Here is a 15068-nt window from a genome sequence, read left to right as displayed (position 1 = left end):
CCTATCCTTTTTCCCCGATCCGGCCTTCCGTACCGGCCAAGAGCCGCTGGATATTGGCCCGGTGCTTGATCCAGGTGATGATGCTCATCACCGCGAACAGCAGACCGATCTTTCCATAGCCCGTTGCCAACAATACAACCGGAACGACAAGCGTTGCAACCAGTGCTGAAAGGGAGGAGTAACGGGTGATCTTGGCCATCGCCAGCCAGATTGCGGCGAACAGCAGAACCATGATGGGTGCCAGCCCGAGCAGCACGCCGATATAGGTGGCAATGCCCTTGCCGCCTTTGAAACCGAGCCAGACGGGATAGAGGTGACCGAGGAAAGCTGCAAAGCCAGCAGCAATGCCGGCTTCGATGCCCCAGCGTGAGGCGATTGCCGCCGCAGCAGTTCCCTTCAGAGCATCAAGCAGCAGCGTGGCGGCAGCAAGCTTCTTGTTGCCGGTGCGCAGCACATTGGTTGCTCCGATATTACCAGAGCCGATCTTGCGCACATCGCCCAGCCCGGCCATGCGGGTGAGGATCAATCCAAAGGGGATGGAGCCGAGCAGGTAGCCAAAGATCGCAGCACCGGCTGTCAGCGCCAGCCCGAGTTGCCAGACAAAAAGTTCCACCGGTTCCCCTCCCGTCGTCCATGGCGCCTAGATGGCGTGGACCAGTTTTCCCGCAACATAGGTTTGAACGGCCCGGCCGGTAAAGCGGGCATTTTCGAACGGCGTGTTTTTCGAGCGGGATATGATGGAGTCTTTTCCAAAAATCCACGGCTCTTCGAGATCGATCACCGTGATGTCCGCCTTGGCGCCCGGTTTCAGCGTGCCTGCATCAAGCCCGAAGATCTGTGCCGGCCGGGTCGACATGGCGTCGATCAACCGCATCAGGGGCACGGTGCCGCTGTGATGGAGGCGCAAAGCCGCCGCAAGCATGGTCTCCAGCCCGATCGCACCATCGGCGGCATCGGCAAACGGCAGGCGCTTGGTGTCGACGTCCTGCGGATCGTGCGAGGAAACGATAATATCGATCGTGCCATTGGCCAGCGCCTCAACCATCGCGACGCGATCGTCTTCGCCGCGCAGGGGCGGCGAGAGCTTGAAGAAGGTCCGGTATTCGCCGATGTCGTTCTCGTTCAATGTCAGGTGATTGATCGAGATGCCGCAGGTGACGTTGGCGCCGCGCTTGCGGGCGGTGGCGATCGCTTCGGCCGATTCCGGCAGCGAGATCTTTGCAGCATGATAGGCGCCCTTGGTCAGCCCGGCGATGCGCAGGTCGCGCTCCAGCGGAATGATTTCGGCTTCGCGTGGGACGCCGGAAAGGCCGAGCCAGCTGGCGAGCAGCCCCTCGTTCATCACGCCGTCGGCACCGAGATATTTGTCGCGGGTCTCCAGTGAAATGACCACGCCGAATTCGCGGGCATAGGTCATGGCGCGGCGAAGGACGAGCGTGTCGTGAACCGGACGGCGGCCATTTGTGAAGCAGACGGCACCGGCTTCCCGCAACAGGCCAAACTCGGTCATCTCTTCACCGTCGAGATGTTTGGTGAGCGCTGCTGCCGGATAGACATTGATCAGTGCCTTGTCGCGCGCTGTCTTCTGGACGAACTGCACCAGCGCGATATCGTCGATTACGGGATCGGTATCCGGCATGGTGATGATCGAGGTGACGCCGCCGGCAGCTGCCGCGCGGGATGCGGATTCGATGGTTTCGCGATATTCGCCGCCGGGTTCGCCGACGAAGACGCGGGCATCGACGAGGCCGGGAACGGCGAGCAGGCCGTTGCAGTCCTTGACCTCGGCACCGTCAGGAGTTCCCTGGTTCTGGGCTGCTTGTCCGGCGGCAACGATCAGGCCGTTTTTGACGATGATATCGCCGGTTTCATCGAGATTGCGCGAGGGGTCGATGATGCGCAGGTTTTTCAGGACGACGGAGTTGCTCATGTGCGCGGCCCCTGGTTCTGCGAGAGAAGAAGCGTTTCCATGACCGCCATGCGCACGGCAACCCCCATTTCAACCTGTTGCTCGATCACGCTCTGCGGACCGTCGGCAATTTCCGAGGCGATCTCGACGCCCCGGTTCATCGGGCCGGGATGCATGACGAGTGCGTCTTCCTTTGCCGCCTTCAGTTTTTCGGCATCAAGGCCGTAATAGCGGAAATATTCGCGCACCGACGGGACGAAGGAGCCTGCCATGCGCTCGCGCTGCAGGCGCAGCATCATCACCACGTCAGCGTCCTTCAGGCCTTCTTCCATCGAATGATAGACTTCCGCCCCCATGTCGGCGATGCCGGAGGGGAGCAGAGTTGCAGGAGCGACCACGCGGACGCGGGCGCCCATCTGGTTGAGGAGAAGGATATTGGAGCGGGCAACACGCGAATGCAGCACGTCGCCGCAGATGGCGACGATGATGCGCGACAGCTTGCCCTTGGCGCGGCGGATGGTCAGCGCGTCGAGCAGCGCCTGTGTTGGATGTTCATGCTGGCCGTCGCCGGCATTGACGACGGAGCAGGAAACCTTTTGAGCGAGCAGGGCTGCGGCACCGGCCGACGCGTGGCGCACCACCAGCACATCCGGGTGCATGGCGTTCAGCGTCATCGCCGTATCGATCAGCGTTTCGCCCTTTTTCACCGAAGAATTGCTGACCGACATGTTCATCACGTCGGCGCCAAGCCGTTTTCCGGCGAGTTCGAAGGAGGCTTGCGTCCGGGTCGAGGCTTCGAAGAACAGGTTGATCTGCGTCAGTCCGCGCAGCGTCGTGGTCTTCTTTTCTCTCTGACGCGAAATCTTGACGGCTTCGTCGGCCCGGTCGAGCAGGAGTGTGATGTCCTGTTCGTTCAGGCCTTTGATGCCGAGCAGGTGGCGATGCGGAAAGAAATCCATGGGGAAGCCGCCTCATTTGGTGAAGTTGCGTGGGTCTATAATGACTGCAGGGCGACGCGGCAAGGCAGAGGCGGCGCAAACCGGTGACATCCCCCGGCTTTTGTGGCGATTGCGCACCTTGCGTAAAATGTTGCGGGAAGCAGCGCTTATCCCGTCCCGGTGCTGTTCCTAAGCATTCGGACTTGGGTTAGAAACGCCACATGACTCTGAACCGTACCGAACAGAAACTCGCCGATCTGAACCAGCCGAAACCCTGGTCGGGGATCAATGCTTTCCGCTCCGACCCGCTGCTGGTCGACATCGCCGCGTCGATGCCGCGTACATTGCGCGACGATTTCGAGACGATCGGCCGCTATGTGACCTCGCCCGAGGCACAGGATCTGGCGCGCATGGCCAACGAGGGCGTGCCGAAGCTGCGCACCCACGGGCCACGCGGCGAGCGGCTTGATCAGGTGGAATTCCATCCCGCCTGGCATGCCCTGATGCGCCGTTCGGTGACATCGGGCCTGCACGCGTCTGCCTGGGAAAATATAGCCGATGAACGGGGCCGCTCGCACAAGGCGCGGGCGTTGCGGTTCTACCTGACGGCGCAGCTTGAATGCGGCCATCTCTGCCCGCTGACCATGACCAGCGCCTCCGTGGCTGCGATCTCGGCGTCTCCGGCCGTCCAGAAAGAATGGGCGCCAAAGATTCTGTCGCGGAAATATGATTCGTCCAACCGGCCCTGGATGCAGAAAGCGTCTGTGACCATCGGCATGGGCATGACGGAAAAGCAGGGCGGCACGGATGTGCGCGCCAACACCTCGACGGCTGAACGGGTCGGCGAGGGGATCTATCGGCTGAACGGCCACAAGTGGTTCATGTCGGCGCCGATGAGCGATGCCTTCGTCATGCTGGCGCAGACCCGCGACGGTCTCGGCTGTTTCCTCGTCCCGCGTCTGCTGGAAGACGGTTCGGCCAATGGCCTGCGGTTCCAGCGTCTGAAGGACAAGCTTGGCAACCGCTCGAATGCATCTTCCGAGGTCGAGTTTTCCGATACATTCGGCTTCGTGCTCGGTTCGCCTGATGCCGGCATCCGCACCATCCTCGACATGGTGACGCTGACGCGCCTCGATTGCTCGCTGGCCTCCGCCGGCATGATGCGCGCCTCGCTGGCCGAAGCCGTGCATCATGTGCGCGGCCGCAAGGTCTCCGGCAAAGCGCTGGTGGCACAGCCGATGATGACGCGGGTACTTGCGGATATGGCGCTCGATGTCGCCGCCGCCAGCGCATTGTCGTTCCGCCTTGCCGAAGCCTTCGACAAGGCACGCGACAGTGCTGAAGATGCGGCCTATGCGCGGATCATGACGCCGGTTGCCAAATACTGGAGCTGCAAGATCGCGCCCGGGCTGATCGCCGAGGCGATGGAGTGCATCGGCGGCAGCGGTTATGTCGAGGAGCGGCCGATCGCACGGCATTATCGCGAGGCCCCGGTCAACGCAATTTGGGAAGGCTCCGGCAATGTCATGGCGCTGGACGTTCTGAGGGTCCTGACACGCGGCAAAGATCTGTTTGAATTGCTGTTCCAGGTGATCAGCCGCGATCTTGGCCCATCCGCCAAAAAGACTGTCGATGTGCTTCGAGCGGCAGCGTCGCTCTGCGAGCGTGACGAGGGGGCTGCCCGCATGCTGGTCGAACAGCTGGCGCTGGCTGCTGCGGCTGCCGAACTCTACCGGCTGGGGGCCGGGCGGATTGCCGATGCGTTCCTCGAGTCGCGGTTGGCGGCCGGTTGGCGCTCGACCTATGGCATGCTCGATTCGCGGTTTGATTCCGCCTATATCGTCGATCTGCTCTACCCGGCAGCAATATAGCCGGTCACGGTCAAGACGAGCGGAATGGTAAAGAACGACACGACCGTCTGAACGGTGGCGACGGCGGCATAGAGCGGCGCGTCGCCGCCCATCTGTTTGGCGAGCAGATAGCCGTTCATGGCTGTCGGCACGCTGGCACCAAGCGCGATCACCAGCAACGCATCGCCGCGAATGCCAAGCAGATAGGCGGTGCCGACCATGAAAACCGGCATTACGATCAGTTTCAGAAAGACCGCGAGCAAGGCGGCCATGCTCGGCCGCAGCGCGTCCGAAACCTTCAGACCAGCACCGACCATGACCAGCCCGAGGCTGAGCGAGGCACTCGCCAGCATCTCGACGGCGGTCAGAACCGGCCCATAGACGGGCAACTGAAAGAAATTCAGCAAAATACCGAAGACCGAAGCGACGATCAGCGGGTTGGTGGCGATCTTGAAGGCGAAGAATTTCAGTCCCTTCTGTCCACCGTTGAAGCTGATGAGCACGCCGATATTGTAGAGATTGATCGGAATGATGATCAGGGTCATCACCAGCGCTGTCAGGCTCAGCCCAAGCGGCCCATAGAGTTTTTGCGCGATGGCCAGCGCCATGAAGCCGTTCCAGCGCGTAGAGGTCTGGAAGATAGACGTGAAGGCTGCCGACGAAACGTGACGCGCGCGCAGCAGCGGCCAGAGCAACAAAAGGGCGCCGGACATCAGGGTGATGCTGCCGATCGTTGCCAGTGCCGTCGCATCCGTTTTCATGCCGGCAAAGTCGGCCGTTGCCAGCGTCGAGAAGAGCAGGGCGGGGAACAGGATATAGTAGCCGAGCTGCTCCAGTCCTTCCCATAGCGTATTATCAACCAGCGGCGAGCGCTTGAGCCAGACGCCCAGTGACACGAGCAGGAAGATCGGCAGGATGCTTTCGAAGATGATCGTCATGGGAAGGAAGGCCTGAAGGAGGGGAGCCCATCGATAGACCCTTGTCCACAGCACGGCAACCGCGCCGCCCGGAAATTAACCTTAACAAATGGTTTACGTTGCGCGCTCAGGGTTAACGGGCAAGAGTGACGTCAAGACAATGTTAACGCTTTGCGGAATGGAGCACGTTCGGTGAGAACTGGCTTGGTCATCATCATGACGATGTTTTTTGCGAGCCTTGCGCTCGATCTGACGGTTCCGGCTGTCATCCTCGTGAGCTTGCTCGCTCTGGATTGGCTATCGGGACAGTTCAAGCAGGGCGCGTTCCTTGAGGGGAGAACAGCATGAAGTGGTTCCTGATCCTCTGGGCCTGCCCGGTCATCCTGCTTACCGGCTGGTACGGTCTTTCCTATTACGACATGAGTTTCGGCATTTTCATGCTGACGCGGCAGGCGCACGATCTCGTCTTCGCGATCTATGGCAACGTGCTGGGTATTCCGCCGGAAACCATTCCTCCGCTGGTCGCCCGCGCCATCGTGTTCGACAGTTTCATCGTGTTTGCGATCATCGCATACCGCAAACGCCGTGAAATCCGCGCCTGGTATAGCAAGCGTTTTCCATCCGTTCAGAAGGACGACTCCGGTGCCGCAGCCTTCGCCAAAGATGCCAACCTGTCGAGCGCGCCCTGAAGAATGAAGGAGGCGGCCGCCGAATCGATCCGGTCGGCCCGCTTCTTTCTGGAAACATCCATCTCGATCAACACCCGCTCGGCCGCCACGGTCGATAGCCGTTCGTCCCAGTAGATGAACGGCAGATCCGTCTTCTGCGCCATGTTGTGGACGAAAGCCCTGGTCGCCTGAGCCCGGGGACCAGCCGAACCATCCATATTGATCGGCAGACCAATGACGAAGGCGACGATTCGCTCCTTGGCGGCCATGGCCAGCAGCGCCTGCGCGTCGAGGCCGAACTTGACCCGCTTGATCACCTCGCGCGGCGTGGCGAACCGGCGTCCGAGATCAGATACTGAAATGCCGATCGTCTTGGTGCCAAGATCAAGGCCTGCGATGGCCTGACTGGGCAGGAGGGTGGATGCGAGGTCTTCGATGCTGAGAACAGCCATGTGATTTGCCGATTCGGTCTTTTAGGATTACTCGGGTGATCCATATCCCCATCCTGCGGCCAAAGCATCCCCGCTGTAAATCAAGGAGTATTGTCATGAAGATCAAGTGGCTCGGACATTCCGCGTTCCATCTGGAAACCGCCAAGTCGAAAATCCTCATCGATCCATTCTTCACCGGCAATCCATCCTTCGATGAATCATCCCGTAAGGATGCCGCCGCCGGGCTGACCCATATTCTATTGACCCACGGCCATGGCGATCATGTCGGCGATACGATTGCGCTGGCGAAGGAAACCGGTGCGACCGTCGTTGCCAATGCCGATCTGGCGGCGTGGCTGGGATCCAAAGGCGTTCAGGCGCTCGAAATGGGCAATACCGGGGGCACGATCCATCTCGACGGCTTTTCCACCACCTTCGTCAATGCACTGCACTCCTCGGCGCAGTTGACCGAGGACGGAGTGTCGCATTCGCTGGGGAGTGCCAACGGGCTAGTATTGCATTTCGAGGACGAGCCGACGCTCTATCATATGGGCGATACCGACATCTTCTCCGACATGGCGCTGATCCACGAACTGCACCAGCCGGAAATCGGTCTTGTACCGATCGGCGACCGGTTCACCATGGGCGGTGCCGTGGCAGCACTCGCCTGCCAGCGTTTCTTCAAGTTCAAAACCGTGATGCCCTGTCACTATGGTTCGTTCGGCATTATCGACCAGACGCCGGACCTGTTCATCACCGGCATGGACGGCGCATCGGCGAAGGTCGAGGCACCTGCAGTCAGTGGCATTGTTGCCGTCTAAGCGGCTCTGCGTGCATTCCCCCGTTGCGTGGCAGCACTCCGGCCATTATAGCGGGGGAAAGTTCCTTGAAGACCGGAGACACCCATGTCCGTAGACCTCGCCACCGTAAAGCGCGTCGCGCGCCTTGCCCGCATTGCCGTCACCGAAGAGGAAGCGCAGCGCATGACCGGCGAATTGAACGGCATCCTCGGCTTCGTCGAGCAGCTTTCCGAGGTCAATGTCGATGGCGTCGAGCCGATGACATCCGTGACCCCGATGGCAATGAAGAAGCGCGTCGATGTCGTGACCGATGGCAATAAAGCCGACGATATCGTCGCCAATGCGCCGAACGAGGATCGCAATTTCTTCCTCGTCCCGAAGGTTGTCGAATAAGCCTTGCCGCTGCCGCCGTCCGAACGCACCCGATTTTGAAAGCCTGCCATGACCGACCTGACCCGCCTGACCATCGCTGAAGCGCGCACCAAGCTGAGCTCCAAGGAAATCTCTGCCGTCGAACTGACCGAGGCCTATATCGGTGCGATCGACGCAGCCAATGGTGCGCTGAATGCCTATGTCGTCACCACGCCGGACAAGGCGCGCGAGATGGCCAAGGCATCGGATGCCCGTATCGCCGCCGGTAACGCCGGTGCGCTCGAAGGCATTCCGCTGGGGATCAAGGACCTGTTCGGCACAGAGGGTGTTCACACCCAGGCCTGCAGCCACATCCTCGACGGCTTCAAGCCGCGTTACGAATCCACCGTCACCCAGAACCTCTGGAACGACGGCGCGGTCATGCTCGGCAAACTCAACATGGACGAGTTCGCCATGGGCTCATCGAACGAAAGCTCCTATTACGGCCCGGTGAAAAACCCCTGGCGCGCCACCGGCTCGAACCTCGATCTGGTGCCGGGTGGTTCTTCCGGCGGTTCGGCCGCAGCCGTTGCCGCATTCCTTTGCGCCGGTGCTACCGCGACCGACACGGGCGGCTCGATCCGCCAGCCGGCAGCCTTCACCGGCACCGTCGGCATCAAACCGACCTATGGCCGCTGCTCGCGCTGGGGTATCGTCGCCTTCGCATCGTCGCTCGATCAGGCTGGTCCGATCGCCCGCGATGTGCGTGATGCGGCCATCTTGTTGAGGTCGATGGCATCGGTCGATGCCAAGGACACCACCTCCGTCGATTTGCCGGTGCCTGATTACGAAGCCTCGCTCGGCCAGTCGCTGAAGGGCATGAAGATCGGCATTCCGAAGGAATATCGCGTCGATGGCATGCCGGAAGAGATCGAAACCCTTTGGCAGCAGGGCATTGCCTGGCTGAAGGACGCCGGTGCCGAGATCGTCGATATCAGCCTGCCGCACACCAAATATGCGCTGCCGGCGTACTACATCGTCGCCCCGGCTGAAGCCTCGTCCAACCTTGCCCGTTATGACGGCGTTCGCTACGGCCTGCGCGTCGACGGCAAGGACATTGCCGACATGTACGAAAAAACTCGCGCTGCAGGCTTCGGTACCGAGGTCAAGCGCCGCATCATGATCGGCACCTATGTGCTGTCGGCTGGTTACTACGACGCCTATTATCTGCAGGCCCAGAAGGTTCGCACGCTGATCAAGCGCGACTTCGAACTGGCGTTCCACGCCGGCGTCGATGCGATCCTGACACCGGCCACGCCTTCCTCTGCCTTCGGCATCGCCGATGAGGATCTGGCGTCGGATCCGGTGAAAATGTACCTGAACGACATCTTCACGGTGACGGTGAACATGGCCGGCCTGCCGGGCATCGCCGTTCCCGCCGGTCTTGACCACAAGGGCCTGCCGCTCGGCCTGCAGCTGATCGGTAAGCCGTTCGAGGAGGAAACGCTGTTCAAGACGGCGTATGTCATCGAGCAGGCTGCTGGAAAATTCCAGCCAGCCAAGTGGTGGTAAAGACGGGTTTCCGTCTTCGCGACATGACTGCCTCGGACGCCGAGGCAGTCGCACGCATCGGATTTGAAGCCTGGAAATCGAACCGTATTCACCAGAGCTGGTTTGCCCCGGCTGTCGAAACGCGGGTTGAAGATGCATTTCTGACGTTTGCCAGCCGGCCAGACGCTGAAGTCGTGGTGGCCGTTGCGGCGGGTGAGATTATCGGCTGGGGTGCCCGCGACAGCCGGGAACATCCCGGTGACCGCTCACGCGGCTGGGATTACATCTCCGATATCTGGATTGCTCCGCGCTGGCAGGGCAAGGGGGTCGGTTCAGTGCTGATCGGCGAGCTTCTTGCGCGGATGCGCTTTGAAAATCTGGGCGTTGCAAGCATCGAGACTGATGCATCCAACGAAACGGCACTTTCTCTCTACAAGAAACTTGGTTTTAGCGAGATCTGGCAAGGTACAGATTTTTCGCCGTCGCTGGGCCTCGATCATATTAAGGTGCGTCTGGAAAAGCCGCTCCTGTGATGCTCTACTTGCAGCGGAAAGGATCCGTTGCATGATGATCGTCCGCCTTGCACGCGAAAATGAAGTTCCGGTTCTGGCGGCAATCGGGCTGAATGCCTGGGAAAGAGCGGTGTCCGGCGTGGCCGATGCGCAGGCCATGCGCCGTGTGGCCGAATTGTCTTTCCTGTCTTTTCTGAGATCCAGGTGGTTTTCGGTGAGTGTCGTCGAAAACAGCGGCATCGTTACCGGCTGGGCGGCGCGTGAGGACAATGACGGGGCGATCTCTGATCTCTGGATCGAGCCGTCGCTGCAGCGAAACGGCCTCGGCTCATCGTTGCTTGCTGATCTGGAGCACAGGATTCTGGCTGACGGCTTTGAGGCCGCCGTGATCAAGACGCATGCACAGAATGCCCCGGCCATTGGCTTTTTCCGCAAGCACGGATATGCGATCAGTTCGCTATCGACAGCCTATGCGCCGAAGCTCGACCGGGATGTCGAATCGGTCGGTATGACGAAAATGTTTGCAGAGCCTGCAGTCCCAAAGGACCAGCAGTGGTTCTGAGTGGTGGCCTTACAGCTGAACTCCCAGTATGAAAAACCGGCGAGACCGCTCATTCGGTCTCGCCGGTTTTCGCGTTAGCGGTTGTTCAACTGCGCGCGCACGAGAACGAGGCCGCGTTGGGTGATCCGGTACGGTTTCCCGCCGGAGGAGGAGATCGCTTTCTTCCGCTTCAGTTTGCGAAACATATCAAGGCCGAAGCCGGGATAGAGCCAACCGTCGCGGCTGAAGCATCGGGCCTCGTCGATCACCTTGCCGTCCGAGCGGAGGATTTCGATGCGGCCGCCTTGAGCCATAAGATGTAGAATACGCTGTTCTTCGCGTGAAATGTCCATTTGTGATGAGATCCGAAAAGCGTTCGATTGAACGCATGAAAACGGGTCTGCCGTTCTGTCGAACGTCAGGGCTTCGTTTTCCGGCCCATGCCCGCAAAAGACGTTTGCAGGCAGGGCCTTCAGGCAATCTCAGATATCGAGAACATCAAAACTCCATAGGACGGTCGCTTTTATGCGAAGGATGACCGCATCGTCAAGAATGTGCTGTGAACATCAATGACTGATGCATGCCGAGACCGGCCATGACGCCATCGGCGGACACAAGCGTGATATTGCCAAAGGCGCGGGCATTGTCGCCGGCGGCATAGACGCCGGGGATGCTGGTCGCCTTGATGGCGTCGGTGGTGAGGATCTTGCCAGCGGGCGTGTCCTGCAGCTCGCAGCCCAGGCTTTGGGCAATCGTGCCGCGCAGATGCAGATCAGCGGCGACGAACAGCGCCTTGACGTCGAAGGTCCGGCCATTCTCCAGCCGCACCCGCAGCCTGTCGCAGGTGCCGGTCTCGATCATGCTGACCGCGCCCGGCTGGAGGCTGACATTGCGTCTTTCGAGAAGGGCTAGCGTTGCCTCGTCCGGTTCAGGCATTGCGTTGGTGAACAGCGTGACATCGCCCCAGTCGGCAACGACGGTTGCCTGATGCGCAGACATCGGGTGTGTCGCCAGAACGCCGATCGGGCCGCCGCCGATTTCGTAACCATGGCAATAGGGGCAATGAAGAACGGTTTTCCCCCAACGCTCGGCAAGGCCCGGAATATCGGGGAGGCGGTCCTCGATGCCACTGGCCAGAAGCAGCCGCCTGGCGGCAATCGAACCGTGTCCGGTAACGCCAATATGGAAGTCATCGATTGTGCCTTCCGCCGCGTGAGCCTCGCCCTCCACGAAGGTCACCGTGGGGTAGGCGGTGAGCTGTGCCCGCGCATCGGCCAATATCTCCAGCCCGGATTTACCGTCGAGCGCCAGTACGCCGTGGGAGTGTGCGGCAAAACGATTGCGCGGCGTGCCGCTGTCGATGATCGTCACATGACGCCGGGCGCGGGCGAGAATGTAGGCGGCCGACAGTCCGGCAAAACCGCCGCCGATGATGACTGCATCCTGTTGCATGGTCTTTCCTTCCATAGCTCCGCCCTCCGGAAACGTTTAGGGATTTGGGCGAGGGACATTGTGTTGATGTGAATGTTAGCCGGGCTGTTTCAGCGTGGCCCTGTGTTCGGCAAAGCGCCGCTTGAAATCGTCTGCCAGCGTGGCGAGCGTCACTTCGCCAAGGCGCGCGATCAACATGGCTTCGGCATCGCGAAAGGCGTCGTCGAGCGCGTGGTTGACGGCCTGTTCGACGAGGCAGCCCGGACTTTCCGTGGCATTGCCCATCTGGAACAGCATCGGCTCGCCAAGGGCTGTGTAGATGTCGCGCATGGTGACATCCTCCAGCGGCCGGACAAGCGTCCAACCGCCGCCATGGCCACGGCCGGAGGTTACAAGGCCCGCCTCGCGCAGTCCGGCCATGGTGCGCCGGACGACGACGGGGTTTGTCTGGAGGCAGAGGGCGAGCTCGTCCGATGTCATCGGGCGTTCGCGTTCTGCCATATGCAGCAGCGCGTGCAGCACTGCGGAGAGGCGGCTGTTTCTTTTCATGTAATAATAATAGTTACGAATCTTTGCGTGAGTCAAGTCGCAACGTGCGGTTCGCAAACCCAGCGAACGGTCTGTCGTGCGTCAGGAGTGGAAAATGTAACCGGCAAGCACCCATGGCAACGCCAGAAGTCCAACGGAGACAACGGCGGCGTGCAGGATGAGGATTGCTGTCAGCCGGGTTCGGAAGGGTTCCTTGCGGGTTTTGTGCCGCAACAGGCGCTGGGCGGCAAATGCCCCGAGACTACCGCCGAAAAACGCCAGGCTCAAAAGCTTGCTTTCGGCAACGCGCCACCCTCCATCGCGCGCAGCCGTCTTGTCCCACCAGAAGACGCAGAACGTCACGATGTTGACAACAAGAAACAGGACAAGGAGCGTGAGACAGATGGTCATTCGGATAGAGTGTCGCAAAAACTTGAACAGATCGCAAACGCCGGCCTCTTAGGCATCAATACGCGGCGCTGAATGCGACAAGCCTTGCACCCCAAAGCCATTTGTTCTACCCAGAGACACACGAATTCGAGCTTACAGAAGAGCATTCCATGACCCTCGTCGACGTCCGCATCTCCGAACCGAAACGCTATATTCCGGGCGCCACAGGCGACTGGGAAGTCATCATTGGCCTGGAAGTCCATGCTCAGGTGACCAGCAATTCGAAGCTGTTTTCGGGTGCCTCGACAACATTCGGCAATGCACCGAACTCCAACGTTTCGCTGGTCGATGCGGCGATGCCCGGCATGCTGCCCGTGATCAACGAGGAATGCGTGGCCCAGGCCGTGCGCACGGGTCTCGGCCTCAAGGCGCAGATCAACAAGCGCTCGATCTTCGACCGCAAGAACTATTTCTATCCGGACCTGCCGCAGGGATATCAGATCTCCCAGTTCAAGGACCCGATCGTCGGTGAAGGCAAGATCGTGATTTCGGTCGGTCCGGATCGTCAGGGCCAGTTCGAGGATATCGAAATCGGCATCGAGCGTCTGCATCTGGAACAGGATGCCGGCAAGTCGATGCACGACCAGAGCCCGACCATGTCCTATGTCGACCTCAATCGTTCCGGCGTGGCGCTGATGGAGATTGTCTCGAAGCCGGACATGCGCTCGTCTGATGAAGCCAAGGCCTATGTGACCAAGCTGCGGTCGATCGTGCGTTATCTCGGCACCTGCGATGGTAATATGGACGAGGGCTCGATGCGCGCTGACGTCAACGTCTCCGTGCGCCGCCCGGGCGAGGGTTTCGGTACGCGTTGCGAGATCAAGAACGTCAACTCCATCCGCTTCATCGGTCAGGCGATCGAATACGAAGCCCGCCGCCAGATCGGTATTCTCGAAGATGGCGGCTCCATCGATCAGGAGACCCGTCTGTTCGATCCGAACAAGGGCGAGACCCGCTCGATGCGCTCCAAGGAAGATGCGCATGACTACCGCTATTTCCCGGACCCGGATCTGCTGCCGCTCGAGTTCGACGATGCTTTCGTCGAAGCGCTGAAGGCCAGTCTGCCGGAATTGCCCGACGACAAGAAGGAGCGCTTCGTACGCGATCTCGGCCTGTCGATCTACGACGCGTCCGTACTTGTCTCGGAAAAGGCGATTGCCGATTATTTCGAAGCCGTTGCCGCTGGCCGCGACGGCAAGATCGCCGCCAACTGGGTCATCAACGACCTCCTGGGCGCCTTGAACAAAGCCGGCAAAGGCATTGAAGAGACTCCGGTTTCCCCCGCCCAGCTCGGTGGCATTCTCGACCTCATCAAGTCGGAAGTCATCTCGGGCAAGATTGCCAAGGATCTCTTCGAAATCGTCTGGAGCGAAGGTGGCGATCCGGCTGAACTGGTCGAAAGCCGCGGCATGAAGCAGGTGACCGACACCGGCGCCATCGAAAAGGCCGTGGACGAGATCATCGCTGCCAACCCCGATCAGGTCGCCAAGGTCCAGGCCAAGCCGTCGCTTGCAGGCTGGTTCGTCGGCCAGGTAATCAAGTCGACCGGCGGCAAGGCCAACCCGCAAGCTGTACAGGCACTGGTCAAGGCCAAGCTTGGCATCGAGGACTGAGCAATTCCAGGAAAAATGTGAGGCGGTTTTCCGTCCGGAATTGCTATTGAAAAGGGCTCAATGATGTTCTTCGTCCGCACAGCCACCGAGCGCGATCTGGCGAAAGTCAGCGCGCTTCTGGGTGAGACCGCGCATGCGACCTATGATGTGCAGTACGGTGCCGACAAGATCAACGAGATGACCGCGAAATGGCATTCGGTGGCGGTGCTGAAGGCCAATCTTCAGCGCAAGAACGGCGAATTTCTCGTTGCCGACGATGGCAAGATGATCGGCGGCATGGGCTTTGCATCCATGTCAGAAACGCTGCATGAAACGGCCGTGCTGCACCAGCTTTATGTCCTGCCGCAATTTCAGCGGCAGGGAATTGCACGCGACATCTTCGCCGAGCTTGAGACCTGCTTTCCCTATGCGGGCACGATGCGCGTTGAGGTCGAGGAGAACAACGCCAAGGCCATCGCTTTCTATGAAACGCACGGCTTCACCAAGGTGGGCGCAGGTGCTGCGACCTGGGGCATTGCGACCATCGCCATGGAAAAGCCTCTGAACTGAGGCTTGACCGGGTGCAGCCACGCGCTTTT

19 protein-coding genes are annotated in these 15068 nt (G+C 60.2%); 10 read left to right on the top strand and 9 right to left on the bottom strand.

All coding sequences use genetic code 11. The features are described 5' to 3' along the window. Window position 1 precedes the first annotated feature (1 nt). Genes plsY through R6X40_RS26950 form a run of 3 tightly spaced genes read right to left on the bottom strand, consistent with a single transcriptional unit; the run spans window position 2 to window position 2868 of the window. Window positions 2-613 carry a glycerol-3-phosphate 1-O-acyltransferase PlsY gene (plsY, locus tag R6X40_RS26960; protein ID WP_318417732.1) on the bottom strand — a complete coding sequence of 204 codons (612 nt, stop codon included), beginning with the start codon at window positions 611-613 and terminating at the stop codon, window positions 2-4. Window positions 614-640: 27 nt separating this feature from the next. After that, the gene (locus R6X40_RS26955) at window positions 641-1930 is read right to left on the bottom strand and encodes a dihydroorotase (RefSeq protein ID WP_318417730.1); all 1290 of its coding nucleotides are present in this window, start codon (window positions 1928-1930) and stop codon (window positions 641-643) included. Then, on the bottom strand, window positions 1927-2868 hold the full coding sequence (locus tag R6X40_RS26950) for an aspartate carbamoyltransferase catalytic subunit (RefSeq protein ID WP_318417728.1): 942 nt from the start codon (window positions 2866-2868) through the stop codon (window positions 1927-1929). The genes R6X40_RS26955 and R6X40_RS26950 overlap by 4 nt, the downstream gene beginning before the upstream one ends. A 200-nt stretch (window positions 2869-3068) precedes the next feature. Between R6X40_RS26950 and R6X40_RS26945 the strand changes: the two genes are divergently transcribed. Then, on the top strand, window positions 3069-4718 hold the full coding sequence (locus tag R6X40_RS26945) for an acyl-CoA dehydrogenase family protein (RefSeq protein WP_318417726.1): 1650 nt from the start codon (window positions 3069-3071) through the stop codon (window positions 4716-4718). Here R6X40_RS26945 and R6X40_RS26940 read toward each other — a convergent pair. Next, window positions 4700-5635, bottom strand: coding sequence for an AEC family transporter (locus R6X40_RS26940; protein ID WP_318417724.1), 936 nt, complete (start codon window positions 5633-5635; stop codon window positions 4700-4702). The genes R6X40_RS26945 and R6X40_RS26940 overlap by 19 nt on opposite strands. Before the next feature lie 171 nt (window positions 5636-5806). Here R6X40_RS26940 and R6X40_RS26935 point away from each other — a divergent pair, with 171 nt between their 5' ends. Both R6X40_RS26935 and R6X40_RS26930 read left to right on the top strand, forming a co-directional pair. Continuing rightward, the gene (locus tag R6X40_RS26935; protein WP_318417722.1) at window positions 5807-5962 is read left to right on the top strand and encodes a hypothetical protein; all 156 of its coding nucleotides are present in this window, start codon (window positions 5807-5809) and stop codon (window positions 5960-5962) included. Beyond that, a complete protein-coding gene (locus tag R6X40_RS26930; protein WP_318417720.1) occupies window positions 5959-6303 on the top strand; it encodes a DUF6105 family protein in 345 nt (114 codons plus the stop codon). The genes R6X40_RS26935 and R6X40_RS26930 overlap by 4 nt, the downstream gene beginning before the upstream one ends. Here R6X40_RS26930 and ruvX read toward each other — a convergent pair. Beyond that, window positions 6240-6734, bottom strand: a complete 495-nt coding sequence (ruvX, locus tag R6X40_RS26925; protein ID WP_318417718.1) for a Holliday junction resolvase RuvX — start codon at window positions 6732-6734, stop codon at window positions 6240-6242. The genes R6X40_RS26930 and ruvX overlap by 64 nt on opposite strands. Before the next feature lie 95 nt (window positions 6735-6829). On the opposite strand from ruvX, the gene R6X40_RS26920 reads away from it, so the two are divergent. The 5 genes from R6X40_RS26920 to R6X40_RS26900 all read left to right on the top strand — a co-directional run bounded on the left by R6X40_RS26920 (window position 6830) and on the right by R6X40_RS26900 (window position 10489). Next, entirely contained in the window at window positions 6830-7534 is a 705-nt protein-coding gene (locus R6X40_RS26920) for a metal-dependent hydrolase (RefSeq protein WP_318417716.1), read from the top strand. An 84-nt stretch (window positions 7535-7618) separates the two neighbouring features. After that, window positions 7619-7906, top strand: coding sequence for an Asp-tRNA(Asn)/Glu-tRNA(Gln) amidotransferase subunit GatC (gatC, locus tag R6X40_RS26915; protein ID WP_318417715.1), 288 nt, complete (start codon window positions 7619-7621; stop codon window positions 7904-7906). A gap of 48 nt (window positions 7907-7954) precedes the next feature. Continuing rightward, window positions 7955-9436 (top strand): Asp-tRNA(Asn)/Glu-tRNA(Gln) amidotransferase subunit GatA, encoded by a 1482-nt coding sequence (gene gatA, locus R6X40_RS26910; protein WP_318417714.1) that lies wholly within the window; start codon window positions 7955-7957, stop codon window positions 9434-9436. A 23-nt stretch (window positions 9437-9459) separates the two neighbouring features. Next, complete coding sequence (locus R6X40_RS26905) at window positions 9460-9948, top strand: GNAT family N-acetyltransferase (protein ID WP_318417712.1); 489 nt, start codon at window positions 9460-9462, stop codon at window positions 9946-9948. A 31-nt stretch (window positions 9949-9979) separates the two neighbouring features. Continuing rightward, window positions 9980-10489: a GNAT family N-acetyltransferase gene (locus tag R6X40_RS26900; protein ID WP_318417710.1), complete on the top strand. Its 510-nt coding sequence runs from the start codon at window positions 9980-9982 to the stop codon at window positions 10487-10489. Window positions 10490-10563: 74 nt separating this feature from the next. Here the strand turns inward: R6X40_RS26900 and R6X40_RS26895 are convergent, their stop codons facing one another. From R6X40_RS26895 to R6X40_RS26880, 4 genes are all read right to left on the bottom strand, one after another. Next, a complete protein-coding gene (locus R6X40_RS26895; RefSeq protein WP_318417708.1) occupies window positions 10564-10821 on the bottom strand; it encodes a YjhX family toxin in 258 nt (85 codons plus the stop codon). Between the two features lie 193 nt (window positions 10822-11014). Beyond that, window positions 11015-11920 (bottom strand): NAD(P)/FAD-dependent oxidoreductase, encoded by a 906-nt coding sequence (locus tag R6X40_RS26890; protein ID WP_318417706.1) that lies wholly within the window; start codon window positions 11918-11920, stop codon window positions 11015-11017. A 75-nt stretch (window positions 11921-11995) separates the two neighbouring features. After that, complete coding sequence (locus tag R6X40_RS26885) at window positions 11996-12448, bottom strand: Rrf2 family transcriptional regulator (protein ID WP_318417704.1); 453 nt, start codon at window positions 12446-12448, stop codon at window positions 11996-11998. An 81-nt stretch (window positions 12449-12529) separates the two neighbouring features. After that, window positions 12530-12838 (bottom strand): DUF1294 domain-containing protein, encoded by a 309-nt coding sequence (locus R6X40_RS26880; RefSeq protein WP_318417702.1) that lies wholly within the window; start codon window positions 12836-12838, stop codon window positions 12530-12532. A gap of 149 nt (window positions 12839-12987) precedes the next feature. Here R6X40_RS26880 and gatB point away from each other — a divergent pair, with 149 nt between their 5' ends. Then, a complete protein-coding gene (gatB, locus tag R6X40_RS26875; RefSeq protein WP_318417700.1) occupies window positions 12988-14490 on the top strand; it encodes an Asp-tRNA(Asn)/Glu-tRNA(Gln) amidotransferase subunit GatB in 1503 nt (500 codons plus the stop codon). A gap of 63 nt (window positions 14491-14553) precedes the next feature. Next, window positions 14554-15039, top strand: coding sequence for a GNAT family N-acetyltransferase (locus R6X40_RS26870; RefSeq protein WP_318417936.1), 486 nt, complete (start codon window positions 14554-14556; stop codon window positions 15037-15039). The last annotated feature ends 29 nt before the right edge of the window (window positions 15040-15068 follow it).

The organism is Rhizobium sp. PL01 (assembly GCF_033447125.1).
In the GTDB taxonomy this organism is placed as follows: Bacteria; Pseudomonadota; Alphaproteobacteria; order Rhizobiales; family Rhizobiaceae; genus Pararhizobium.
The sequence above is the reverse complement of the archived record's forward strand: the minus strand, read 5'-3'. Positions and strand labels throughout refer to the sequence as shown.

Coding starts and splice junctions, on each gene's coding strand:
- R6X40_RS26955 (WP_318417730.1), bottom strand. CDS start 1,930: ATGAGCAACTCCGTCGTCCTGAAAAACCTGCGCATCATCGACCCCTCG.
- R6X40_RS26950 (WP_318417728.1), bottom strand. CDS start 2,868: ATGGATTTCTTTCCGCATCGCCACCTGCTCGGCATCAAAGGCCTGAAC.
- R6X40_RS26945 (WP_318417726.1), top strand. CDS start 3,069: ATGACTCTGAACCGTACCGAACAGAAACTCGCCGATCTGAACCAGCCG.
- R6X40_RS26940 (WP_318417724.1), bottom strand. CDS start 5,635: ATGACGATCATCTTCGAAAGCATCCTGCCGATCTTCCTGCTCGTGTCA.
- R6X40_RS26930 (WP_318417720.1), top strand. CDS start 5,959: ATGAAGTGGTTCCTGATCCTCTGGGCCTGCCCGGTCATCCTGCTTACC.
- ruvX (WP_318417718.1), bottom strand. CDS start 6,734: ATGGCTGTTCTCAGCATCGAAGACCTCGCATCCACCCTCCTGCCCAGT.
- R6X40_RS26920 (WP_318417716.1), top strand. CDS start 6,830: ATGAAGATCAAGTGGCTCGGACATTCCGCGTTCCATCTGGAAACCGCC.
- gatC (WP_318417715.1), top strand. CDS start 7,619: ATGTCCGTAGACCTCGCCACCGTAAAGCGCGTCGCGCGCCTTGCCCGC.
- gatA (WP_318417714.1), top strand. CDS start 7,955: ATGACCGACCTGACCCGCCTGACCATCGCTGAAGCGCGCACCAAGCTG.
- R6X40_RS26905 (WP_318417712.1), top strand. CDS start 9,460: ATGACTGCCTCGGACGCCGAGGCAGTCGCACGCATCGGATTTGAAGCC.
- R6X40_RS26900 (WP_318417710.1), top strand. CDS start 9,980: ATGATGATCGTCCGCCTTGCACGCGAAAATGAAGTTCCGGTTCTGGCG.
- R6X40_RS26895 (WP_318417708.1), bottom strand. CDS start 10,821: ATGGACATTTCACGCGAAGAACAGCGTATTCTACATCTTATGGCTCAA.
- R6X40_RS26890 (WP_318417706.1), bottom strand. CDS start 11,920: ATGCAACAGGATGCAGTCATCATCGGCGGCGGTTTTGCCGGACTGTCG.
- R6X40_RS26885 (WP_318417704.1), bottom strand. CDS start 12,448: ATGAAAAGAAACAGCCGCCTCTCCGCAGTGCTGCACGCGCTGCTGCAT.
- R6X40_RS26880 (WP_318417702.1), bottom strand. CDS start 12,838: ATGACCATCTGTCTCACGCTCCTTGTCCTGTTTCTTGTTGTCAACATC.
- gatB (WP_318417700.1), top strand. CDS start 12,988: ATGACCCTCGTCGACGTCCGCATCTCCGAACCGAAACGCTATATTCCG.
- R6X40_RS26870 (WP_318417936.1), top strand. CDS start 14,554: ATGTTCTTCGTCCGCACAGCCACCGAGCGCGATCTGGCGAAAGTCAGC.